This is a genomic window from Halolamina sediminis (assembly GCF_001282785.1).
Classification (GTDB): domain Archaea; phylum Halobacteriota; class Halobacteria; order Halobacteriales; family Haloferacaceae; genus Halolamina; species Halolamina sediminis.
Window position 1 is genome coordinate 2,372,452 of record NZ_CVUA01000001.1, and the last position, 20,288, is coordinate 2,392,739.

Genomic DNA, 20,288 nt, shown 5'->3' on the forward strand with positions numbered 1-20,288 from the left:
TACTAGTCCCAGTCAACTACCCCACCCGACGCGTCTTCGGCGCTTTGAGGGTGGGGCTTGTCCGTGAGCTCGGCCTCGAACCCGTCCGGGCGGGCGGTGAATCCGCCACTCGGCGTCACAGTTCCAGACTTTAGGGCAAGCTGGCTGTTGCCCGTCCGCCGAGACGACTGTTGGCCCCGACGGACATACCGCATCCCGACGTTCTTCGCCGTCGCAAAGTCGCTACGCGATTTTGCTGCCCGCCGGACGTAGTCCGGCGACCGCGTTGTAGTCCGCGTTCGCCGCCGACTCGCATTTCACACATCGGAAGTCGTTGCGAGTCGGGCGATTCTCGTCTGGCGTGAAGCCGCACTCGGCGCACCGTTTCGACGTGTACGCCGAACCCACTTGCTTCACCGAGATACCTTCCGCTTCAGCTTTGTACTCCACTTGTTCATACAGCGTTCGGAACGCCCACGTGTGCCCCCACGACGCGTCTGTTCGGTCGCGGATATGGGTCAAGTCCTCGAACGCGATCACCTCGCACTCGTACCTGAGTGCTTCGTCCACGATGGCGTTCGACGCGCGGTGAAGCACGTCACGGACGTAGCGAAGCTCACGGCCACTCGACTGTTTGAGCGTCCGGTGGGCACTTCGCGTCCCGGTCTGTTGGAGTCCGGCGCGCACCTTCTCGAACTCACGGAGGTCGTGGGCCAACTCCCGCCCGCTGAAGAAGTAGGCAGTGCTGGTGACGGCGAGGTTTTCGATACCGAGATCAACCCCAAGGACCGTTCCGTTCTCGGTGGTGTTTCCTTCGGTTTCGGTCGTGTGACAGCGGAAAGCGATGTGTAGGAAGTAGTCGCCGTCACGGGCGGTGAGCGTGCTTTCTGTGACGCTCCACTCGTCCGACTCGAGGTACTGCCGTTGGTAGCCATCGTCGGCGTCAGGGAGAGCAAGTTCACACCACGCGGTTCTCTGTGGTGGAGAGCGACACCGTATCGTCATCGAACAGCGTCATGGTTCGGGTGTCGTACTTCACCGTGGGAGCGGTGAAGGTGGGCTTGCTGACCTTCTTACCGTTTGACCGGCGTTCGACACAGCCAGTAATGGCTTCGGCAGCTTGGTGGGGTAGCGAGAACCGCGTGCTGACTACCGAGGCCGGTGTGTTCGCGCACGTCGTCGTAGGCGAGGGGCTGTACGTCGCTTTTGGCGTTGCACTTGCCCCACGCCATGTCCGTGGCGATTTGGCAACCACGCTTCCACTCGGAAATAGTGTCTTCGAGCAACTCGCGTTACTCGCTGTCTACCGAGAGGCGGGTGATTGCCGTCCGACGCACGTAGTCGTCCGAACGAGATCGGCCGTGAGAAACCACGGTGAAATAGATAAAACAGCGTTAGAAGGACTGAAGGCGGCAATTCCGCTGACTAACAATCATCCAGAATTTGGATAGGCCCTGGCGGATTTGAACCACGGTCGTTCCGCTCCGCTTCACTCCCTGGTACAAATCCGCCAGCCGAACAGTTCGACCTCTCGCTATCGCTCGGGGCACCCACGTGGGCCCTGGCGGATTTGAACCACCGATCGCCCGGTTATGAGCCGGGGGCTGTAAACCAGACTGAGCTAAGGGCCCGTAGACGAACAGCCGGACGGCTCACCCTTGAGACTACCGAAAGAAGCGACGCCGTCGCCAGGGCTCGAACCTGGGACAACCACGTTAACAGCGTGGTGCTCTACCAGCTGAGCTACGACGGCTCACTTCTTCGTACCGTGGTTTCACACAAATGGGTTTCGTTTCCCCCCGGCGGACCGACCGACACGGTTTCCTCCCGCGCCGCGGAACCGTTGCCCATGACCGACGACGCTCTCGACGCCGTGCTCGACCGCGTGAGCGAGCGCGTCACGCCCGACGCCGACGAGCGCGAGCGCCTACGTGCGGTCGCCACGGAGCTCACCGCCCGCGCCGAGGCGGCGATCGAGGAGCTTCCCGTCGACGGCGACGTGACACAGGTGGGCTCCAGCGCCCGCTCGACGTGGCTCGCTGGCGACCGCGATATCGACCTGTTCGTCCGCTTCCCCACCGAGATCGACCGCGAAGAGCTCGAACGCTGCGGGCTGGACGTTGGCCACGCCGTCCTCCCCGACGGCCACGAGGAGTACGCCGAACACCCCTACGTGAAGGGGGAGTACGAGGGGTTCGACGTGGATCTAGTACCGTGTTACGCCGTCGACTCGGCGACCGAGATCCGCTCGGCGGTCGACCGAACGCCGTTCCACGACGCCTTCCTCCAAGCGAGATACACCCCCGAACTCGCCGAGGCCGCCAGGCTTCTGAAACGGTTCATGAAGGGCGTCGGCGTCTACGGTAGCGACCTCCGAACCGAGGGGTTCTCGGGCTACCTCGTCGAACTGCTCGTGCTCGAATACGGCGGGTTCCGACCGCTGGTCGAGGCCGCCGCCGAGTGGCACCCGCCCGTTCGGTTCGACCTCCGGGGCGACGGCGGCCGACCGGGCACCGCCGACCCCGATGGCGACGGCGGGACTGCCGAGGTCCCGCCCGACGTGGCCGAGGCCGCGGAGTTCGACGATCCCCTCGTCGTGATCGACCCCACGGACCCGGACCGCAACGTCGCCGCCGTGCTCTCGGCCGCGAACCTCGCACGGTTCCAGCACTACTGCCGCGAACTGCTCGACGACCCGCGGGAGTCGCTGTTCTTTCCTGAACCGACCGAGTCGATCGACCCTGATAGCGTGCGCGAGCACCTCGACCGGCGTGGGAGCCACGTGGTCGCCGTCGTCTTCGACACGCCCGACGTGGTCGAGGATCAGCTCTACCCCCAACTCCGGCGATCGCTCGGCGGCGTCGCCGACGAGCTCGACCGCCGGGGGTTCGACACGCTGCGGGCGACGACGTTCGCGAACGGGGTCGGCGAGTCGGCCTCGGGGACGTCGGTGCTGTTCGTCGAAACCGGCGTCGGCGAACTCCCGGCGGTCGAGCGCCACGAGGGGCCGCCCGTCCACGTCGGCGAGCACGCCGGGTCGTTCTACGACGCCTACGCCGACGACGAGTCGACGTACGGCCCGTTTGTCGACGGCGATCGCTACGTGGTCGAACGCGAGCGCGAGCACCGGACGCCCGAGGCGCTGCTCCGGAGCGACACGCTGTTCGACGTGGCGCTCGGCACCCACGTCGAGACGGCGCTCGGGGAGTCGTACGAGGTCCTCGTCGGCGACGAGACGGCGACGCTGGCCGAGGAGTTCGGGGAGGCGCTTCGGGCGTACTTCGAGCCGGCGGTCTAACCGGACTCAGAGGTCGTGGATCTCGCGAATTCGCTCGACGAGTTCGACGACCTCCTCGGTCGGGTCGTCGTCCTCCGGGATCGGTTCGCGGCCGTCGAACGTCTCGTGAACGACGCCGACGCTCTCCGAGAGCGTGTCGAGCCCGTAGCCGCCCTCTAGGACGAACGCCAGCGCGGCGCCGACCTCCTCGCTCAGTTCGCGGATCGCGTCGGTGAACTGGGCGTACCCCTCCGTCGAGACGCGCATCCGTGAGATCGGGTCGTGGCGGTGGGCGTCGAAGCCGGCAGAGACCAGTACCAGACCGGGGTCGAAGCGCTCGATCGCGGGCGCGATCGCCCGCTCGAACACGTGGCGGTACTCCGCGTCGCCACAGCCCGCCGAGAGGGGCGCGTTCAGCGTCGTCCCCTCGCCGGCGCCCTCGCCGGTGTCCTCGATCGCGCCGGTGCCGGGGTAGAGCCCCTCTTCGTGGGTCGAGGTGTAGAACACGTCCGGGTCGTCGGCGCAGATCTCTTCGGTCCCGTTGCCGTGGTGGACGTCCCAGTCCCAGATCGCCACGCTGTCGACGTCTGTCTCTGGGTCGTCGATCACCGTGCGGGCGGCGACGGCGGCGTTGTTGAAGAAGCAGAACCCCATCGCCTCGTCGGACTCGGCGTGGTGGCCCGGCGGCCGGCCGATCGCGAAGGGAGTGTCACGGCCGTTGGCGCCGTCGATGGCCGCCCGGGCGGCCCAGATCGCCAGCCCCGCGGACTTGCGTGCCACGTCGTACGTGTCCTCGCCGGCGACGGTGTCGGGGTCCCACTCGCCGCCGCCGTCCTCACAGAACTCCCGGACGGCCGCGACGTGCTCGGGGTCGTGAGCACGCTCGATGTCGACCGGGTCGGCGGCGGGTGCGTCGACGTACTCGACGCAGTGGCGGTCCTTGAGCGCCTCCCGGATCGCCCGCATTCGGTCCGGCGACTCCGGATGTCGGGGGCCGGTATCGTGGTCGAGACACCGGTCCGAGTAGCCGAACTGCATTACTCGAACAGGGAGAAGTACGTCTCGATGTCCTCGGCCTGTACGGTTCGGCGGTCGGCGTGGCGGGCGAGCTTGGCGGCCGCGCGGGCGACGTTGTCGGCGTAGTCCTCCAGAATGTCCGCCAGCGCGATGCGAGCCTCCATCGACACCCGATAGCGGTCGTCGATTCGCAGGCGGGCGATCCGGTCGACGGGCGCGACGGGCAGGTCGACGGCGTCACGCTCGACGATCTGCTCGACGCCGAAGTCCTCGGCCATGAGGGTCTTCCGGCCGTCCTCGGTCGCTCGCTCGGCGGCCCCAACGGCGAGTTCGGCGCCGCGGTCCTGGACGTGCGCCGCGAGTTTCTCGGCCGCGTCCGCGCTCACCCGGAGCCCGTCCGCGTTGCGCCGGATGATGGCGTCGACGGGGGCGAACGGCAGCTCGACGGTCATACTCACACCCCGGGCGTGGCGCGTAAAACGCTTCCCCTCCGCTCTGAGGGCGTCACGGCGACGCGACGACCGGCGCGTCGAGGGCGGGCATCGTCGAGACGAGGTAGTCGCTCGGCCCTCTGACGACACGCTCTGTCACAGCCGATCTCCGCGCGGAGCCTTCGCTGTCGCTTGTCGTCGTTCGGCGAAAACGTCCGGACGGAGTCCACGCGAGCGCGGGCACGTCCGGTCGTGACTGAACGAAGTGAAGAAACGTCCGGACGGAGATTTGAACGCGAGAGACTCGCTGTGCTCGTCTCTCTGGCTCAAATCTCCGCGACAGCCGTTTCGCTTCACGGACTCCTCGCTGTCGCTCGTCGTCGTTGTTCAGCGAAAACGTCCGGACGGAGATTTGAACTCCGGTCCCTGGCTCCGCAAGCCAAGAGGATAGTCCACTACCCTACCCGGACTCATATCGATAAACGCCCGACCCGCATAAGTCGGTTCCGGTTCCCAGTCGGCGTGGGGGCGAGGAACAAAGGAGATTTTGTCCGTACCGCGTCCTTATGCAACGAGGTCCCGTTTGGGGAGGTATGGAACGCAGAACGTTCCTCGCTGGCACCGTCGCGGCGCTGAGCGCGGTCGCCGGCTGTGTCGGCGAGCCGCCTGAGACGCCCGACAACGGGACGGAACCGACCGACACCGAAGAAGGAACGGACAGCGAGCCGCCGGAGACCGACACGCCGGAAGACGGGACTCCGGAGGACACCGATACGCCGACGGAGACGCCGGCTGGGGCGTCGACGGCGATCGTCTCCCGATCGCTCGAACAGCAGGGGGACTGTGACTCCCCCGGGAACGTGAGCATCGCCACCGAGGGGACCACCGTCACCGTCGAGGGCTGTATCACCGGCCGGAACGGCTGCATGTACCCCGCGCTGGCGGCGGCGAGCTACGACGCCGCGGCCGACGAGCTCACGGTCCGCGTGACGACCGAGGACGAGTCCGGTCCCGACGAATCCTGCACGCAAGCGCTCGTCCAGCGCGGCTACGTGGTGACCGTCGAGTTCGACGGTTCCCTGCCTGGGACGACGACGGTGATCCACGACAGTATGGACGAGGAGCAGCAGGTCGCCCAGTCCGAGACCGACGGCTGAGGGCCACGCAGCCGTGGATGGAATCGCCGTCGACCGCAGGACTAAACGCCAGGCTCCCGAACGGGCGGTATGGGCATCTTCGACTCGATCAAGTCCGTGCTGGGCACCCGGGCGGAGGCCGACGCCTCGAGCGCGGCCGACCCCGATGCGCTGTTCGGCATGAGCACCGCCTACGTCACGATGGAGGCCGAACTCGGCTACGAGTCCGCCGACGCCGCCGCGCTCTGTTTCTCCGAGGTCGACAGCACCGCCTTCACCGATGCCGTCGACGAGGTCGAGGCGATCCTCCGGGCGGGCGAGACCGAGACCGGCACCGAGTTCCGCCGCCGCAACGACGACCACGGCTACCGCTGGGTGATTCTCGAGGACGACGACCCGGAGGATCTCGTGACGAGCGTCCACTTCGCGGCCGACGAGTTCGTCGAACAGGGGTTCGGCTCGCGGCTGCTCGCCGCCGTGTTCGGCTTCCAGAAGATCGACAGTGAAACCACCGAGTCCGGGGGGAGCACGGGCGACCGCGGCGCGAGCGCGAGCCGCGCCAGCACCGACCGGGCGTACTGGATCTACTCGTTCCGCCGGGGCGCCTACTACCCGTTCTGCCCCAGTGGCGACCACGACCGCAACACGAAAGCGGAGTTCAAGCTCCGGTCCGTGCTGGACGGCGAGCTCGAGATCGAGGACGACGAATCCTATTGGCACCCACTCTGGCCGGACGCCACCGGCGGCCACCCCTGGGAGTGACGATGTCCGACGAGCCCGCGGTGTACGACCACTACCGGCTGACCGAGGGAGCGGACGCCGGCGCCGCCTTCCGCGTCGTCGGCGTCGACGAGAAGAGAGTTACCTTGCTCCGGGTCACCGACACTGACGGTAACCGCGCGGCGACGGGTGACCTGCGTCACGTCGCGCACGATCGACTCGGCCCTGCGTTCGCGCCCGCGAACAACCCCGATCCACGCTTCGAGACGCCGGACTACCTCGCCGGCCTGCTGCTCGTCGGCGGCATTGCGCTCGCGGCTCACCCCGCCGGCGACCGGGTCGGGGGCGCGATCCTCGCGGCCGGCGGCGGCTACCTCCTCTGGCGCCGACACTGACGCCGCGTCATCCGTTTTTAGCCTTCGCTTGCCGCGGGAGCGCTCCCGCCGTTCGGCCCGCGGTTTCACTTCCACTCTGCTGTTAACGAGGGTTTATCCCGGGTGACGCACAACGACAGAGTATGGCAGAAGACGACCTCGAAAGTCTCCCCGGCGTCGGCCCCGCAACCGCAGACAAGCTCACCGACGCGGGCTTCGACAGTTTCCAGAGCATCGCCGTCGCGAGCCCCGGCGAACTGTCCAACTCCGCGGACGTGGGCGATTCGACGGCGTCGGACGTGATCAACGCGGCGCGTGAGGCCGCCGACGTCGGCGGCTTCGAGACCGGCGCAACTGTACTGGAGCGCCGTGAACGAATCGGGAAGCTCTCTTGGCAGATCGACGAGGTGGACGAGCTACTCGGCGGCGGGATCGAGACCCAGTCCATCACCGAAGTGTACGGCGAGTTCGGCTCCGGGAAGTCACAGGTCACCCACCAGATGTCCGTCAACGTCCAGCTCTCGAAGGAGAACGGGGGGCTCGACGGCGGCGCGATCTTCATCGACACCGAGGACACGTTCCGCCCCGAGCGGATCGACGACATGATCCGGGGGCTCGACGACGAGATCATCGCCGAGGAGCTCGAACGCCGCGAGATCGAGGGCGAGCCCGGCGACGAGGAGGCGATGGAGCAGCTACTCGAGTCGTTCCTCGACAACATCCACGTCGCGAAGGCGTTCAACGCCAACCACCAGATGCTGCTGGCGGAGAAGGCGCTCGAACTCGCGAAAGAGCACGAGGAGGACGACTGGCCGGTCCGGCTGCTCTGTGTCGACTCCCTGACCGCCCACTTCCGTGCGGAGTACGTCGGCCGCGGCGAGCTCGCCGAGCGCCAGCAGAAGCTCAACAAACACCTCCACGAACTCGACAAGGTCGGCAACCTCCACAACGTCGCCGTTCTCGTCACGAACCAGGTCGCCTCCAACCCCGACTCCTACTTCGGCGACCCGACCCAGCCGATCGGCGGGAACATCCTCGGCCACAAGTCCACGTTCCGGATGTACCTCCGCAAGTCGAAAGGTGACAAGCGGATCGTCCGCCTGGTTGACGCGCCCAACCTCGCCGACGGCGAGGCTGTCATGCGCGTACAGGACGGCGGGCTGAAGCCCGAGTAAGCGCGCAGCGGAGCCCCGGTTTTCACTCCTCGGCGTCGTGACGCGGCAGCGCGTCGACGTCGGTCGCCCTCGCGTCCCGGTCGTCGGGCAGGCGTTCGATACAGTCAAAACAGAGGAAGAACTCGGCGCCATCGGCCAACTCCAGATCCATCCCCTGCGTGGGACCGTCGTTGCTGAACGACCAGAAGTCGCCGATACCGCCGCCGATACGGACCCGTCGATTGCAGCCGTCACAGCGCTGGGTGGCCATCGGCGGCAGTTCGAGGGCGAGGCGGTTAGGCACTGCGGCGGCGGACAACGCCCAGAATCGCCGGCGCCACGGCTGTTCGGTCGGGCTGCCGGAGAAGGAGAGTTCGGATCAGTCGTCTTTGATCTCCTCGAACTGGTCGAGCAGCGCCTCCGCGGATTCACCGGAGTCGTAGCTGACGGTTCCGCTGAACTCCTCTTCGGCTTCCGCGAACTCGGTGTCCGCTTGGGAAGTCAGCTGCTCGCGGCGTTCGTGCTCTCCTTCATCATAGGCACCGAATGACATGACAACTACTCACTTTGTGGGTAGGTAGCATATACGTGTCGGTTACTTTCACCCGGATCGCCGTGACAGACGACTCTCCCGGCACGCCTCGAAACCTGTAAACCCCCACATCACCGAGTGAAACCGTGGCAAAGCCGCTTCGGTTCCGATACGCTCCCGGGTCGTGGTCCGAGGCGCGCGTTCGCGACGAGTTGCTCCAGGCGCTGCAGGCCAACATCGGGGCGGAGATGGGAGGCCCGTGGTACAGCTCGCCGGACGGCGTCGACGCCGTCCGGTTCGAGATGGACAACGGCGACATCGCGCTGTTCTGCTGGGACGGCGACGCCGGCTACTGGCTGGGCAACACTGAGACGCCGTCGGCGCTCTGGCGTACCGACAAGGTTGGGTTCGAGGAGGTCCCCTACCCGATCCGGCGGTGGGCCGAGCGGGAGCTGCTCGCCCAGCTCACCGAGGAGTCGCCGTGGCTCGAAGAGTACCCGCACCTGTCGTGGTTCTTCCTCCCGGTGTTCCTCTCGAAGGACGGCCGGGAGACCACCCGGGAGTTCTTCCACGACCACGCCGCGGGCTTTCCCGACGCCGATCGGGACGAGGCGCTGTCGTTCTACGAGGAGCTACTCTCCTCGGGCGCGCTCGACGAGTACCGCGAGACGATGGCGGGCAAGCTGGGGACCTCCGAGACGATGGATCTCACCCGGATGTCGGCGACGATGGGGGAGTTCAACGCCGCCGCGGTCCTGCTGGAGGCCGGCTACGACGTGACCCCCGAGGCGGCAGTGACGACCGGGCACTCGATCGACTACCGCGCCAGCCGCGACGGCGACGCCGAGGCGTCGCTGGTCGAGGTGACGCGACCACTTCCGCCGAAACACCGCGCCGCGGGCTCGCCGGTAACCGCGATCCGGGAGACCGCCGAGACCAAATCCTCCGGCCAGCTCGAGGAGCACGGCGGCGGCGTCACGCTGTTCGTCGACTGCTCCTCGTTCCCGGACGACGACTGGCTCGCGATCGCCGGCGAGCGGCCCGAGGTGCGTCACCGGCCGGCGGTCGTGTTCCGCGCCCGGCCCTCGGGCCGCATCGAGGCCTACCGGAAAGGCGGGCTCCCGCTGGATCTCGGCGACGCCGTCGAGTGGGTCGACGACTGACACCGCAAGCGGTTTCTCCCGCGGCCGACAGTTTCCGGCAATGAGCGTCGTCGCCGACCTCCACACCCACACCACTGTCTCCGACGGCACCTTCTCGCTCGACGGGCTGGTCGAGACCGCCCGTTCCGAGGGGCTCGACGCCGTCGCCGTCACCGACCACGACCGCTACCATCCCGATCTCTCGGCTCCCGTCGAACGCCGCGGCGACCTGCTCGTCGTCCGGGGGATCGAGCTCCGCGTCGAGACCGACCACGAGCGCGTCGACCTGCTGGGGTACGGCCTCGAACCCACCGACGCGCTGACCGCGGAGGTCGAACGGCTCCAGCAGGATCGCGTCGACCGCGGGCGGAAGATCGTCGAGAACGTCGAGGCTGAACTGGGCGTCGATCTCGGCATCGACCCCCACCCGGGGCTGGGGCGGCCCCACATCGCCCGCGCGGTCGTCGAGAGCGACGCCGACTACGACGCCGTCGGCGACGTGTTCGACGACCTGATCGGCGACGACTGCTCGTGTTACGTCGCCCGGACCGTCCCCGACTTCGGGACGGGCCGGGAACTACTCGAAGACGCCTGCGCGTTCGTCGGGCTCGCCCACCCGCTGCGCTACGACGACCCCGAGGCCGCGCTGGAACTGACGGCCGACCTCGACGCTGTCGAGCGCTACTACCCGTACGATCGTCCGGTATCGCCCGACGACGCCGCGGCGCTCGACCCCCGACCCGTCGAGGCTGCCATCGCCGACTACGACCTGCTCGCGACCGGTGGCACCGACGCCCACGAGCAGGAGTTGGCCGTCGACGGCCTCCCGCAGGCTGCGTGGGAGCGCGTCCGCGAGCGCCTGCCCGAGCCGGTCGAACTCGCTTGAACCCCCTACTGGCGAGAGTAACTGATTTATCCGCGACCCCGGTAACGGCGGCCGTGAACGAGGGGATCGTCGCCGAGATGCCGGGGTGGCTGCAGTCGCTGCTGACCTCGGAGTGGGCGTACGTCGTCCTGTTCGGGGTGTTCGTCCTCGAAGGGGCGATGCTGATGTACTTCGTCCCCAGCGAACTCCTCGTCCCGGGGTCGCTGGCGCTGCTGGGCCACGGCCCGGACGAACTCCTTCCCCTGCTCGGCGTCGCCGTCCTCGGCGCCACGGTCGGGCAGGTCGTGCTGTTTACCGTCGCTCGACGGGCCGGCCGGGAGTACCTCCTGCAGAACAGATGGTTCCGCGTGAGCGAGGGGACGCTGACCCGCTTCGACGGCTGGTTCGAGCGCTGGGGCGGCTACGCGGTCGCCGGCAGCAACGCGATGCTGTTCACCCGCGGGATGTTGACGGTGCCGGCGGGGCTGGCGTCGATGGACCGCAGGCGGTTCGTCGCGCTCTCGGCACTGGGGACGCTCGTGTTCGAGTCCGCGCTCGCGGCGCTGTACGTGTTCGGCGTCGACGTGCTTTGGTGAGCTACTCCGCGCGGTCGATCTCGGTCCGCTCCCGCAGCGCTTCGAGCCCCTCGTCGTCGGCCAACTCCTCGACGCGCTCCTGGAAGTGCTCCTCGCAGAGACCAACCTTGATCCCGTCCGTTTCCGCGGCGTAGACGGCATCGTCGTCGCAGTAGTGACACTTCATACGTGAACTGCTAGGCGGTCCAGTCGGTTAAAAACGCGGGTCGCGGCCGGGCGGAACGACGCGGTTTTGCCGCCGGAGACGCTGTTCTCGGCATGGAGCAGATCCCTCGCCCCGGCCGCGACGACGCCCGCCGTCCGCGGCGCCTGCGGGCCGACGGCGTCCGGTCGCTCGTCTCGGAGACCAGCCTCGACGCGACAGACCTGATCGCACCCGTGTTCGTCGACGCGACGACCGACGAACGCGTCCCGATCGAGTCGATGCCCGGCCACGAGCGCGTCCCCGTCGACGACGCCGTCGCCCGTGTCGAGGAGGTGCTGGAAACGGGCGTCGAGGCGGTGATGGTGTTCGGCATCCCGGAGTTCAAGGACGGCCGCGGCACCCGCGCCTACGCCGAGAACGGCGTCGTCCAGCGCGCCGTCCGGGAGATCACCGAGGAGACGGACGCCTACGTCATCACGGACGTCTGTCTCTGTGAGTACACCGACCACGGCCACTGCGGGGTCGTTGAGGGCGACGCCGAGGAGGACCCACACCTGACCGTCCGGAACGACGAGAGCGTCGAACTGCTCGCCGAGACTGCGGTCTCCCACGCCGAGGCGGGCGCGGACATGGTCGCCCCCTCCGCCAGCCTCGACGGAATGGTGGGTGCGATCCGTGAGGGGCTCGACGACGCGGGGTTCCGGAACCTCCCGATCATGTCCTACGCCGCGAAGTACGAGTCCGCGTTCTACGGCCCGTTCCGCGACGCCGCCGACGGCGCGCCAGCCTTCGGCGACCGCCGACACTACCAGATGGACCCCGGCAACGCGCGGGAGGCCCGCCGCGAGGTCGAACTCGACGTGGAGGAGGGGGCGGACGTCCTGATGGTCAAGCCCGCGCTGCCGTACCTTGACGTGGTCACGGACGTGCGCCGCGAGCACGACCACCCCGTGGCGGCGTACAACGTCTCCGGCGAGTACGCGATGCTGCACGCCGCCGCCGAAAAGGGGTGGCTCGATCTGGACGCCGTGGCTCAGGAGTCGCTGCTGTCGATCAAGCGCGCCGGTGCGGACCTGATCCTCACGTACTTCGCCGAGGACGTGGCGGAGTCGCTCTGAGTCGGTGGAGCGTGTAGACTGCGACGTTTCTCGCTCACTGTTCGAGAGTCGACGGCGGAGCGCTCACGCGAGCGTGTCGCCGAGCACGATCAACACCGCGAGGCTCCACAGGAACACCCCGAGCCCGTAGAGCAGGAGGGTGAGCCGGAGCGGGACCGCAGTACTCGGGTGGGGTAACAGCCCCGCCTCGTCGAACTCCGCCTCGCCGTCGTCCGAGTTTTCGGCGCCGCCGAGGCTCGTCGTCCCGGCGGTGCCACCGTTGAGAACGGCCACGAGCAGGCCGACCGCGGCCAACACGAGGATAAACGCGAGCGAGTGCGTCGCGAAATACACCGTCCCGACCGTGAGCAGGCCGAGGAGACCGGTGTAGAGCAGGACTGGTTTCCAGAGGGAACGGAGGGCCATGAGGACTGTCGTCGGAGCGAACGCAGAAATCCTTTCCGTCGGAGCGGTGGCTCACGTGGAGTGTCGCTGTCTGCGCGGCTGTTCGGCGTTTTTCGGGTTTTGCCTCGCTCGCGTTCCGAGGGGGTTTGCCGTGCGGTCGCTTCGCTCCCTCACGGTTTCCAGCGTCGCTGCTCGCGGGTCGTTACACTCCCCGCTCGCTTCTCGAGGTGGTTTGCCGTCGCGCCGAAGGCGCGACGTTTTCCCACCTCGCTTCCGAACCAAACGGTTTTGCGTCACCGCGTGGACTCCCACCCATGGAGCCGTTCGACCGCGTACTCGTCGCCGTCGACGGGAGCGAGGAGTCGACCCGGGCCGTCGAGTACGCCGTGGCGGTCGCCGACACGTACGACGCCGCGGTCCACGTCGTCTACGTACTCGGCGAGAGCGTCGCCGACAACTACGAGTCGGAGGGGTACGCCGAGACCGCCGAGGAGCTCGCCGCCGAACGCGGCGTCGAGATCGAGGCCTCGACGGTCTCGGGGTTCTCGAAGAACCGTCTCAGCCAACACCCCGGCAGCGTCGTCCTCGACACCGCCGAGGAGGTCGGGGCGGACTTTCTCGTCGTTCCGCGGGAGCCACAGACCGGTACCCGCGCAGCCGTCCTGGAGAAAACGGCGGAGTACGTGCTTCGCTACGCGAGTCAGCCGGTGCTCTCGGTCTGAGCGTCGAGCCGGATCGCCATCTCCAACTCGAAGCTCTCGGCGTCGGTCGTCTCGAACCCGATCTTCTCGTACAGCCCGACAGCGGCGCGGTTCCAGCGCTCGACAGTGAGCCACACTTTCGTGATCCCCTGCTCGGCGCCGTAGCCCAGCGCCGTCTCGATCAGCGCGGTGCCGATCCCCGCCCCTTGGTGGGACTGGAGCACGAAGATCGCGAGCTCGTACGGCGACTCCGTCCCGTTCTCGGGCACCAGCGTCACGTGGCCGACCACGTCGTCGCCGTCGAGCGCGAACACGTTGTAGCAGCCTCCGTCGAGGATGCGGTCGAGCCAGTCCTCCAGCTGTGAGGGGCGACTCGGGGGGATCCCCTGTGCCCGGTCGGCCGGGTCGAACGCCTCGTACATCGCCCGCAGCGCCTCGCGGTCGCTCTCGCTGCCGTCGTCGGCACGGAGCCGGATCTGTCGGCCGTCCGCGTCCTCGACTGTTCGGGGCGGCGTCGGGAGCTCCCCGACGGCGTCGTCGGGGTAGCGCTGTGGTCCGGTCATGCTCAGCGGACCAGCCTGACCGTCGTGTGGGCGTTCAGCAGGACGAACTCCGCGATGCTGCCGACGTTGATCTTCCCCATCGGGCTGGTCTGGCCGCCGCCCAGCGCGATCTCGTCGAACCCCTCGCGCTCGGCCATATCGACCAGTTCGCTCCCCGGGTCGCCGTCGACCTGTCGGATCTCCGCGTCGATGCCGGCGGTGTCGAGCTCCTCGCGTGCTCGCTCGGCGACCGCGTCGCGCGAACGGGGCGACCGAGGGTTCTCGACGATCGCGATCGTGAGCTCGTCGTCGACCGCCGCCGCGCGCTCGACCACGCGCTCCAGCGCCCGGATCGAGTCGTCGCTCCCGCCGATACCGAGCAGCACCTTCATGCTCGGCCGCATGATCGCTCGGCTCATAAACCCCGCGGGCCGGATCGACCGGCCGCGGTGGACAGCCCTATGTCCGTGGCTGTGTCAGGTGTGGGCATGAGCGACGATCCGATGCCGCCGGGGACGGAGGCCGACGGCGACGACGCGACCGACCGGGAGTTCGAGGCGAAGCGGGAGACGACGGCCGATTCCGCCGAGAACGGGGCCGGCGACGAGAGCCCGACGACCTCCCGCGACGTGGAGCTCCCGGAGGACGTGCCCGAGGACGTGGCCGAGTACGAGCGCTTCACCAAGATGGACCGCGCGGACTACGACCGCGTCAACGAGTTCCTGCGCGATCGGACGTACATTACCGCCCGCGAGTGGGCGATCGCCCGGCTCTGTGCGGACTTCCGGACCGAGACCGGCGTCGAGATGACCAAGATCGGCGAGAACCTCCCGCGGCTGGTGCCCTTTATGACCGACACGTACACCCCGCAGGCGGTGAATCAGGCCCGCGCCTCCTTCGAGGAGAAGGTGACCAAGGCGGGTGCGACGTTCCTCTACGGCGCGATGTCGGGCTTTTACACCGCCGAGGAGCTCGACGAGACGATGTACGAGGTGACCGAGATCGCGAAGTTCCTGCTGGAGGTCGAGGGGGTGGATCTCTCCGTCGAGGAGGAACTGGAGGCAGAAGACGAGATCTCGCGGGTGATGCGTGAGGTGCGGGAGGCGTCGGCGGAGGTGCGCGGCGAGGAGGTGAAGTGCCCGGAGTGCGGGCACGTTCACGAGACGGAGTAGGGGTTAGTGGTGCCCAGGCACCCTATTTCGGAGGCAACATCTCGGTCGTTGGTAACTGAGACAGCACCCGCGACAGCAACAGCATCTCGATGCTAGACCACTTGTGACTGCAGGGTGCCGGGCACGAGGCCCGGCACAGTCCCGAGTCCCCACCCCTCCCCCCGCGAGCGTCGACGAGAATCGAAGATTCTCGGCTGCCAACCAGAACGCTTCGCGTTCTGGTGACGCCGACCGTTGGCGCTCGCGAGGCGTCCACCACCACCGCACCGCGGTCGCTGTCGGCGCGCGACGTGAGCAGGGCGAGACCTTCGGTCTCGCTGGCAGTGCGGGCGACGCGTGGGTCGCCCGCACGACGCCTCCGTGGGCGAACGAGCGCGCGAGGTCCTCGCGAGTGAACCGAGCGAGGGCACGAGAGAGCTTGCTCTCTCGGAGGACGAGCGAACGGACGTGAGCGACCGAGTCGGCTGGGGAGAGCTGTGGGCTGTGCGGGGCGGTGCGGTCACAAGTTGCCCTGCTCACTCCGCGGTGACGTTCGCGATTGTAGTCGTCGACGACACCCGGAAACAGCAACCTCTCCTCTCACCTATTCGCCAAACCCGTCCGCTCGCGGTTCACTCCGCTCACCGCTCGCGTTCCGAGGTCGGTTTTCCGCTCGCTCCCGATCGTCGCTCGCGTTGTCCCGACCTCGCTACTCCCACTGGAACGTCCCGTTACGCTGCACCACCTCGCCGTCCACCTCCATCCGCGAGTCCTCGCTCATGTCGGTGATCATGTCGACGTGGACCGCCGAGTCGTTCGCCTCGTCCTCGCTGCCCTCGGGGAAGTTCGACTCGTAGGCCCGCCCGAGCGCCAGATGCACCGTATCGCCCATCTTCTCGTCGAAGAGGATGCTGTCGGTGAAGCGGTCGATGCCGCGGTTCATCCCGATCCCGAGTTCGCCGAGCCGCCTCGCGCCCTCGTCGGTGTCGAGCACCTCCGCGATCGCGTCCTCGTTCTGCTCGGCCGCGAAGTCGACGACCTCGCCGTCCTCGAAGGTGAGGTGGACGTTCCGCACGCGCTGGCTGTTGATCGTCATCGGCACGTCGAAGAACACCTCACCTTCAGTGGCGTGGGGCGCGGTGAACACCTCGCCGGAGGGGAGGTTGTGGGAATCGTACGCGACGCTCGCCGCGGAGTTCACTGCGGTCCGCTCCTCGATCGACATCGTGAGATCCGTATCCTCCTTGACGATTCGGACTTCGCTCCCGTCGTCCAGCAGCGCCTTCATCTTCGCCATCTCGTCGGCGAGCTCCTCCCAGTCACGCAGGACGGCGTCGTAGACGAACTGCTGGTACTCCGCGTAGCTCATGCCGGCCTGCTGGGCCAGCGCGCGGGTGGGGTGAACCGTCGACACCCAGTCGGTGTCCATCCGCGCCTCGCGGATTCCCTGCCGGGCCCGGCCCTTGGCCTGTCGCTTCTCCGCGGGCACGTCGGCGCCCTCGGTCGTGTTCCGGCCGCCGCCGAGGCGGAGCACCGCGTCGGCGTGCTCGTACAGCGCCCGCTCGTACTCGGGGTCCTCGTCGAACTCGCCGCTGTGGGCCCGCGTGTACGCCCGATCCACCTCGTCGGAGCCGTACAGCGTGACGACGTTCGCGTCGCGCTCGCCGAGCTCCTCGGCGACCGCGACGGCGAGCTCGTGGGCCCCCTCGGCGACGGAGAGCACCACGTCGTCGCCCGCCTCGATCCGGGCGCTCCAGTCGACCAGCGTCCTCGCGTGCTCGCGGACTCGTTCGTCCATGGCGGGAGGTCGGCCCGGGAGCGCAAAATACCCGTGGGACGCCGGCGACCCCCGCGGCGCTCGGGACCGCAACGGCTACACGCGTTCCCTCACAGCCTCCGGTATGGAACTGGGCGTCATCGGACTCGGACGGATGGGACAGATCGTCGTCGACCGGGCTCTCGACGCGGGCCACGACGTGGTGGCGTTCGACCTGAGCGCGGAGGCGACCGCCGAGGCCGCCGAGGCGGGCGCGACCGCCGCCGACAGCGTTGCGGACCTCTGTGACCGACTGGGCGCGGAGAAACGGATCTGGCTGATGGTGCCGGCGGGCGACCCCGTCGACGCCACGCTCGCGGATCTGGAGCCCCACGTCGGGGAGGACGACGTGATCGTCGACGGCGGGAACTCCCACTTCGAGGCGTCGGTCCGCCGCGCGGAGGAGGTCGACGCTGCCTACCTCGACTGCGGCACCTCCGGCGGCCCCGCGGGCGCACACCTCGGCTTCTCGCTGATGATCGGCGGGCCCGAGTGGGCGTACGAGGCGATGGTGCCCGTCTTCGACGCCGTCGCGACCGGGAACGCCGGCCACGACCACATGGGTCCCTCGGGGTCGGGCCACTACGTGAAGATGATCCACAACGGCGTCGAGTACGCGCTGATGCAGGCCTACGGCGAGGGGTTCGAACTGCTCGCGAACGGGCGCTACGACCTCGACCTCGAAGCCGTCGCGCGAACGTGGAACAACGGCGCCGTGATCCGCTCGTGGCTGCTCGAACTCTGCGAGGAGGCGTTCCGCGAGGAGGGGAACGATCTCGGCGACGTCGCCGACCACGTCGCCGGCGGCTCGACGGGGACCTGGACGGTCCAGGAGGCGCTGGAGCAGGAGACACCGGTGCCGCTGATCTATCAGGCGCTGGCCGAGCGGTTCGGCTCGCGGGCGCCCGAGGAGGGACGGTTCTCCCGGCGGCTGGCGAACCGGCTGCGCTACGGGTTCGGGCGGCACGACGTGAAGCGAGAGTAGCGAGGCGGGAAAACGCGAGCGACGGAGGAGCGAGCGGGAAACCGACCTCGGAACGCGAGCGGGGAGCGAACGCGACCCGCGAGCAATGAGCGAGGTCGGAGAAAACGCGAGCCAGCCGTCGTTCGTCAGTACGGTATCGGGCCGACAGCTTGTTCGCGAGAGCCGCCGCTCAGGGTCGTTGAACGACGGGGTAGGCCAACGGGAGAACCCCCGTGGAGACCACGAGGGCGAAAGGCCCCCGCTGTCCGTGCCGTCACCTCTACTCCCCGCCGGCGACGGAAAACACCTCCGACATCTCCGTTTGACAGGGTCGGTAGCGGGCCCGCTACAGGTCGGCGTCCCGGAACCAGACGATCCCCACCGCGAGCGGGATCGCCAGCCAGAGCAGCATCGCGAGCAGGACGACAGCGTCGGAGAACACCGGCGAGAGTTCGGGGCCGAGCGCCCGTGCGGCCTGCTGGTTCGGGATCATCCCCAGCAGCAGGCTGAACATCCGGATGCGGGCCTCCAGATCACTCATGAACAGGCTGTCGACCAGCGACTTGTACGCTTGAATCGGGTTGAGGATCTTCATCGCGAGCCGGAGCTGGAACTGCTGGGGCGTCGAGAGGCCGAACAGCTCCGTCGCCGCGCGGTTGACGCCGGTGACGAAGAAGTTCCAGAGGAACCAGAACGTCGCGAACAGCCCGCCAGCGCCGACCAGCGCCTGCTGGTTCGTGTTTGCGGCCGCGGAGACGCCGACGGCGATGCCGACGAACACGACCCCCAGCAGCGCGGTCAGCAGCGCGAACTCGACGTAGACGAGGATGTCCAGCCCCGACGCCGCCGGCAGCAGCGCGAGCAGCGCGACGAAGAAGCCGATCAACACCGGCAGGCTGACGACCGCACTGCGGCCGAGGAACTTCCCGAGCACCACGTCGTCACGCGAGTGGGGCAGCGAGAGCAGTAGCTTGATCGTGCCCGACTCCTGCTCGCGGGTGATCGAGCCGTAGGCGACGACGAGCGCCGTCAGCGGGATCAGGATCGCGGTCCCCTGCTTGAGGTAGAACAGGAAGCCCCGGAGGATCGCCGCCGATTCCTGCTGGCTGCCCCCGCCGACGTAGAGCCGCCCGATCGCGGCGCCGGCGAACACGAGGATCGACAGCGCCGACAGCACCCAGAGCCACCGGGAGCGCACCGCATCGCGGAAGTCCTTCCGGGCGACGGCCTCCCAGCTCATGACCCCACCTCCTCGGCCGCCCCACCATCGTCGGGTGTATCACCCTCGGTGTACGCGAGGAACAGGTCCTCGAGCGACGACTCGCGGGTCGAGAAGTCCTCGACGGCGACGCCGGCATCCTCGAGCGCGCCGATGACCGCGGTTTTGGCTTCGGGATCGCACTGGACCGTCACGGTCGCGCCGTCGGTCGAGGCGGCGTCGACGCCGTCGAGCGCGCGCACCGCGTCGAGATCGTCGTCCGCCACGCCGCTCGCAGTGATCTCTAGCGTCGCGCCGGTGCCGACCGCCTCGCGCAGCCCCTCGACGGAGTCCTTGGCGACGAGCTCCCCCTTGCGGAGGATCCCCACGCTGTCACAGACCGCTTCCACCTGCCCGAGCACGTGGCTGGAGAAGAACACCGTCGCGCCGCGCTCGGCTTCCTCGCGGACGATATCGCGCATCTCCTTCGCCCCCGCGGGGTCGAGCCCGGAGGAGGGCTCGTCGAGGATCAGTAGGTCGGGGTCGCCCACCAGCGCCATCCCAAGCGCGAGGCGCTGGGCCATCCCCTTCGAGTAGCCGCCGGCCTTGCGGTCGCCGTCGCCGGCGAGGCCGACGCGATCGAGCACGGCGTCCGGGTCGGCGTCGGCGTCCTTGGACTCGATCGCGAACTCCAGATGTTCGCGCCCCGTGAGGCGCTCGTACACGGAGAACCCCTCCGGGAGCACGCCCGTACGGTCCCGGACCGCGACGCTGTCGCGCTGGGGATCCATTCCGAGCACTTCCACCCGCCCCGCGGTGGGGCGGACGAAGTCGAGCAGGACGTTGATCGTCGTCGACTTCCCGGCCCCGTTCGGACCGAGGAAGCCGAACACCTCGCCCTCCTCCACCGTCAGATCGAGCCCGTCGACGGCGGTCACGTCGCCGAACCGTTTCGTCACCCCGTCGAGTTCGATGGCAGCCATGGGCCGGCTTGCCCCGGTTCCCGATAAAGGGTTTCGGCCCGTGCGAAGAGAAACTGGTGAGCG

The 20,288-nt window shown here is 68.1% G+C and carries 23 protein-coding genes, 3 tRNA genes and 1 pseudogene; 12 read left to right on the plus strand and 15 right to left on the minus strand.

The genetic code is table 11. The features are described from left to right. Positions 1-2: 2 nt before the first annotated feature. The 3 genes and pseudogenes from BN1959_RS11940 to BN1959_RS11950 all read right to left on the minus strand — a co-directional run bounded on the left by BN1959_RS11940 (position 3) and on the right by BN1959_RS11950 (position 1,732). Positions 3-1,265: pseudogene (locus BN1959_RS11940) on the minus strand (RNA-guided endonuclease InsQ/TnpB family protein). 269 nt (positions 1,266-1,534) lie between these two features. Then, positions 1,535-1,610, minus strand: a tRNA-Ile gene (locus tag BN1959_RS11945). Between the two features lie 49 nt (positions 1,611-1,659). After that, positions 1,660-1,732, minus strand: a tRNA-Asn gene (locus BN1959_RS11950). Between the two features lie 96 nt (positions 1,733-1,828). On the opposite strand from BN1959_RS11950, the gene cca reads away from it, so the two are divergent. Next, a complete protein-coding gene (gene cca, locus BN1959_RS11955) occupies positions 1,829-3,277 on the plus strand; it encodes a CCA tRNA nucleotidyltransferase (RefSeq protein ID WP_053948868.1) in 1,449 nt (482 codons plus the stop codon). 6 nt (positions 3,278-3,283) lie between these two features. On the opposite strand, the gene BN1959_RS11960 is transcribed toward cca, so the two are convergent. The 3 genes from BN1959_RS11960 to BN1959_RS11970 form a co-directional block, all read right to left on the minus strand. Further along, a complete protein-coding gene (locus tag BN1959_RS11960) occupies positions 3,284-4,294 on the minus strand; it encodes a histone deacetylase family protein (RefSeq protein WP_053948869.1) in 1,011 nt (336 codons plus the stop codon). Further along, entirely contained in the window at positions 4,294-4,725 is a 432-nt protein-coding gene (locus BN1959_RS11965; protein WP_053948870.1) for a histone family protein, read from the minus strand. The genes BN1959_RS11960 and BN1959_RS11965 overlap by 1 nt, the downstream gene beginning before the upstream one ends. Before the next feature lie 376 nt (positions 4,726-5,101). Then, positions 5,102-5,174 (minus strand) — tRNA-Arg (locus BN1959_RS11970). A 123-nt stretch (positions 5,175-5,297) separates the two neighbouring features. On the opposite strand from BN1959_RS11970, the gene BN1959_RS11975 reads away from it, so the two are divergent. The 4 genes from BN1959_RS11975 to radA all read left to right on the plus strand — a co-directional run bounded on the left by BN1959_RS11975 (position 5,298) and on the right by radA (position 8,109). Beyond that, on the plus strand, positions 5,298-5,861 hold the full coding sequence (locus BN1959_RS11975) for a hypothetical protein (RefSeq protein WP_053948871.1): 564 nt from the start codon (positions 5,298-5,300) through the stop codon (positions 5,859-5,861). A 69-nt stretch (positions 5,862-5,930) separates the two neighbouring features. Then, positions 5,931-6,602, plus strand: a complete 672-nt coding sequence (pspAB, locus tag BN1959_RS11980; protein WP_053948872.1) for a PspA-associated protein PspAB — start codon at positions 5,931-5,933, stop codon at positions 6,600-6,602. Positions 6,603-6,604: 2 nt separating this feature from the next. Further along, positions 6,605-6,955 (plus strand): hypothetical protein, encoded by a 351-nt coding sequence (locus BN1959_RS11985; RefSeq protein WP_053948873.1) that lies wholly within the window; start codon positions 6,605-6,607, stop codon positions 6,953-6,955. 122 nt (positions 6,956-7,077) lie between these two features. Further along, the gene (gene radA / locus BN1959_RS11990) at positions 7,078-8,109 is read left to right on the plus strand and encodes a DNA repair and recombination protein RadA (protein ID WP_053948874.1); all 1,032 of its coding nucleotides are present in this window, start codon (positions 7,078-7,080) and stop codon (positions 8,107-8,109) included. Between the two features lie 22 nt (positions 8,110-8,131). Here radA and BN1959_RS11995 read toward each other — a convergent pair whose 3' ends face one another. Together BN1959_RS11995 and BN1959_RS15100 are read right to left on the minus strand one after the other, a co-directional pair. Next, positions 8,132-8,392, minus strand: a complete 261-nt coding sequence (locus BN1959_RS11995) for a DUF7561 family protein (protein WP_394325247.1) — start codon at positions 8,390-8,392, stop codon at positions 8,132-8,134. A 75-nt stretch (positions 8,393-8,467) separates the two neighbouring features. Next, positions 8,468-8,641 (minus strand): DUF5786 family protein, encoded by a 174-nt coding sequence (locus BN1959_RS15100; RefSeq protein ID WP_202594682.1) that lies wholly within the window; start codon positions 8,639-8,641, stop codon positions 8,468-8,470. Between the two features lie 125 nt (positions 8,642-8,766). Here BN1959_RS15100 and BN1959_RS12000 point away from each other — a divergent pair, with 125 nt between their 5' ends. From BN1959_RS12000 to BN1959_RS12010, 3 genes are all read left to right on the plus strand, one after another. Beyond that, positions 8,767-9,783 (plus strand): DUF5784 family protein, encoded by a 1,017-nt coding sequence (locus tag BN1959_RS12000; protein ID WP_053948876.1) that lies wholly within the window; start codon positions 8,767-8,769, stop codon positions 9,781-9,783. A gap of 40 nt (positions 9,784-9,823) precedes the next feature. After that, on the plus strand, positions 9,824-10,648 hold the full coding sequence (locus tag BN1959_RS12005) for a PHP domain-containing protein (protein WP_053948877.1): 825 nt from the start codon (positions 9,824-9,826) through the stop codon (positions 10,646-10,648). A gap of 77 nt (positions 10,649-10,725) precedes the next feature. Then, a complete protein-coding gene (locus tag BN1959_RS12010; protein WP_053949392.1) occupies positions 10,726-11,223 on the plus strand; it encodes a DedA family protein in 498 nt (165 codons plus the stop codon). A gap of 1 nt (position 11,224) precedes the next feature. Here the strand turns inward: BN1959_RS12010 and BN1959_RS15105 are convergent, their stop codons facing one another. Further along, entirely contained in the window at positions 11,225-11,389 is a 165-nt protein-coding gene (locus BN1959_RS15105; RefSeq protein WP_202594683.1) for a DUF6757 family protein, read from the minus strand. A 92-nt stretch (positions 11,390-11,481) separates the two neighbouring features. Here BN1959_RS15105 and hemB point away from each other — a divergent pair, with 92 nt between their 5' ends. Then, positions 11,482-12,486, plus strand: a complete 1,005-nt coding sequence (hemB, locus tag BN1959_RS12015) for a porphobilinogen synthase (protein WP_053948878.1) — start codon at positions 11,482-11,484, stop codon at positions 12,484-12,486. 63 nt (positions 12,487-12,549) lie between these two features. Here the strand turns inward: hemB and BN1959_RS12020 are convergent, their stop codons facing one another. Beyond that, positions 12,550-12,891 carry a hypothetical protein gene (locus BN1959_RS12020; protein ID WP_053948879.1) on the minus strand — a complete coding sequence of 114 codons (342 nt, stop codon included), beginning with the start codon at positions 12,889-12,891 and terminating at the stop codon, positions 12,550-12,552. 293 nt (positions 12,892-13,184) lie between these two features. Between BN1959_RS12020 and BN1959_RS12025 the strand changes: the two genes are divergently transcribed. Further along, entirely contained in the window at positions 13,185-13,592 is a 408-nt protein-coding gene (locus BN1959_RS12025) for a universal stress protein (RefSeq protein ID WP_053948880.1), read from the plus strand. Here the strand turns inward: BN1959_RS12025 and BN1959_RS12030 are convergent. Together BN1959_RS12030 and BN1959_RS12035 are read right to left on the minus strand one after the other, a co-directional pair. After that, a complete protein-coding gene (locus BN1959_RS12030; RefSeq protein WP_053948881.1) occupies positions 13,571-14,134 on the minus strand; it encodes a GNAT family N-acetyltransferase in 564 nt (187 codons plus the stop codon). The genes BN1959_RS12025 and BN1959_RS12030 overlap by 22 nt on opposite strands. A gap of 2 nt (positions 14,135-14,136) precedes the next feature. Further along, a complete protein-coding gene (locus tag BN1959_RS12035; protein ID WP_053948882.1) occupies positions 14,137-14,505 on the minus strand; it encodes a universal stress protein in 369 nt (122 codons plus the stop codon). A 96-nt stretch (positions 14,506-14,601) separates the two neighbouring features. Here BN1959_RS12035 and BN1959_RS12040 point away from each other — a divergent pair, with 96 nt between their 5' ends. Next, the gene (locus BN1959_RS12040) at positions 14,602-15,285 is read left to right on the plus strand and encodes a DUF5806 family protein (protein WP_053948883.1); all 684 of its coding nucleotides are present in this window, start codon (positions 14,602-14,604) and stop codon (positions 15,283-15,285) included. Between the two features lie 688 nt (positions 15,286-15,973). Here the strand turns inward: BN1959_RS12040 and BN1959_RS12045 are convergent. Then, positions 15,974-17,062, minus strand: coding sequence for an aminopeptidase (locus BN1959_RS12045; protein WP_053948884.1), 1,089 nt, complete (start codon positions 17,060-17,062; stop codon positions 15,974-15,976). Here BN1959_RS12045 and gnd point away from each other — a divergent pair. Further along, positions 17,061-18,065 carry a phosphogluconate dehydrogenase (NAD(+)-dependent, decarboxylating) gene (gene gnd / locus BN1959_RS12050; RefSeq protein WP_154018276.1) on the plus strand — a complete coding sequence of 335 codons (1,005 nt, stop codon included), beginning with the start codon at positions 17,061-17,063 and terminating at the stop codon, positions 18,063-18,065. The two genes, BN1959_RS12045 and gnd, sit on opposite strands and share 2 nt — an antisense overlap. Before the next feature lie 325 nt (positions 18,066-18,390). Here gnd and BN1959_RS12055 read toward each other — a convergent pair whose 3' ends face one another. Both BN1959_RS12055 and BN1959_RS12060 read right to left on the minus strand, forming a co-directional pair. Further along, positions 18,391-19,284, minus strand: coding sequence for an ABC transporter permease (locus tag BN1959_RS12055; protein WP_053948886.1), 894 nt, complete (start codon positions 19,282-19,284; stop codon positions 18,391-18,393). Then, positions 19,281-20,225: an ABC transporter ATP-binding protein gene (locus BN1959_RS12060; protein WP_053948887.1), complete on the minus strand. Its 945-nt coding sequence runs from the start codon at positions 20,223-20,225 to the stop codon at positions 19,281-19,283. The genes BN1959_RS12055 and BN1959_RS12060 overlap by 4 nt, the downstream gene beginning before the upstream one ends. Positions 20,226-20,288 lie beyond the last annotated feature (63 nt).

Excerpts from the sequence above, each read along its gene's own strand:
- BN1959_RS11985 (WP_053948873.1), top strand. The coding sequence starts at position 6,605 with ATGTCCGACGAGCCCGCGGTGTACGACCACTACCGGCTGACCGAGGGA.
- BN1959_RS11975 (WP_053948871.1), top strand. The coding sequence starts at position 5,298 with ATGGAACGCAGAACGTTCCTCGCTGGCACCGTCGCGGCGCTGAGCGCG.
- cca (WP_053948868.1), top strand. The coding sequence starts at position 1,829 with ATGACCGACGACGCTCTCGACGCCGTGCTCGACCGCGTGAGCGAGCGC.
- BN1959_RS12040 (WP_053948883.1), top strand. The coding sequence starts at position 14,602 with ATGAGCGACGATCCGATGCCGCCGGGGACGGAGGCCGACGGCGACGAC.
- BN1959_RS11960 (WP_053948869.1), bottom strand. The coding sequence starts at position 4,294 with ATGCAGTTCGGCTACTCGGACCGGTGTCTCGACCACGATACCGGCCCC.
- hemB (WP_053948878.1), top strand. The coding sequence starts at position 11,482 with ATGGAGCAGATCCCTCGCCCCGGCCGCGACGACGCCCGCCGTCCGCGG.
- BN1959_RS12055 (WP_053948886.1), bottom strand. The coding sequence starts at position 19,284 with ATGAGCTGGGAGGCCGTCGCCCGGAAGGACTTCCGCGATGCGGTGCGC.
- pspAB (WP_053948872.1), top strand. The coding sequence starts at position 5,931 with ATGGGCATCTTCGACTCGATCAAGTCCGTGCTGGGCACCCGGGCGGAG.
- BN1959_RS12060 (WP_053948887.1), bottom strand. The coding sequence starts at position 20,225 with ATGGCTGCCATCGAACTCGACGGGGTGACGAAACGGTTCGGCGACGTG.
- BN1959_RS15100 (WP_202594682.1), bottom strand. The coding sequence starts at position 8,641 with ATGTCATTCGGTGCCTATGATGAAGGAGAGCACGAACGCCGCGAGCAG.
- BN1959_RS12025 (WP_053948880.1), top strand. The coding sequence starts at position 13,185 with ATGGAGCCGTTCGACCGCGTACTCGTCGCCGTCGACGGGAGCGAGGAG.
- BN1959_RS12020 (WP_053948879.1), bottom strand. The coding sequence starts at position 12,891 with ATGGCCCTCCGTTCCCTCTGGAAACCAGTCCTGCTCTACACCGGTCTC.
- BN1959_RS12035 (WP_053948882.1), bottom strand. The coding sequence starts at position 14,505 with ATGAAGGTGCTGCTCGGTATCGGCGGGAGCGACGACTCGATCCGGGCG.
- BN1959_RS12030 (WP_053948881.1), bottom strand. The coding sequence starts at position 14,134 with ATGACCGGACCACAGCGCTACCCCGACGACGCCGTCGGGGAGCTCCCG.
- gnd (WP_154018276.1), top strand. The coding sequence starts at position 17,061 with ATGGCGGGAGGTCGGCCCGGGAGCGCAAAATACCCGTGGGACGCCGGC.
- radA (WP_053948874.1), top strand. The coding sequence starts at position 7,078 with ATGGCAGAAGACGACCTCGAAAGTCTCCCCGGCGTCGGCCCCGCAACC.
- BN1959_RS12010 (WP_053949392.1), top strand. The coding sequence starts at position 10,726 with ATGCCGGGGTGGCTGCAGTCGCTGCTGACCTCGGAGTGGGCGTACGTC.
- BN1959_RS12045 (WP_053948884.1), bottom strand. The coding sequence starts at position 17,062 with ATGGACGAACGAGTCCGCGAGCACGCGAGGACGCTGGTCGACTGGAGC.
- BN1959_RS11965 (WP_053948870.1), bottom strand. The coding sequence starts at position 4,725 with ATGACCGTCGAGCTGCCGTTCGCCCCCGTCGACGCCATCATCCGGCGC.
- BN1959_RS15105 (WP_202594683.1), bottom strand. The coding sequence starts at position 11,389 with ATGAAGTGTCACTACTGCGACGACGATGCCGTCTACGCCGCGGAAACG.
- BN1959_RS12005 (WP_053948877.1), top strand. The coding sequence starts at position 9,824 with ATGAGCGTCGTCGCCGACCTCCACACCCACACCACTGTCTCCGACGGC.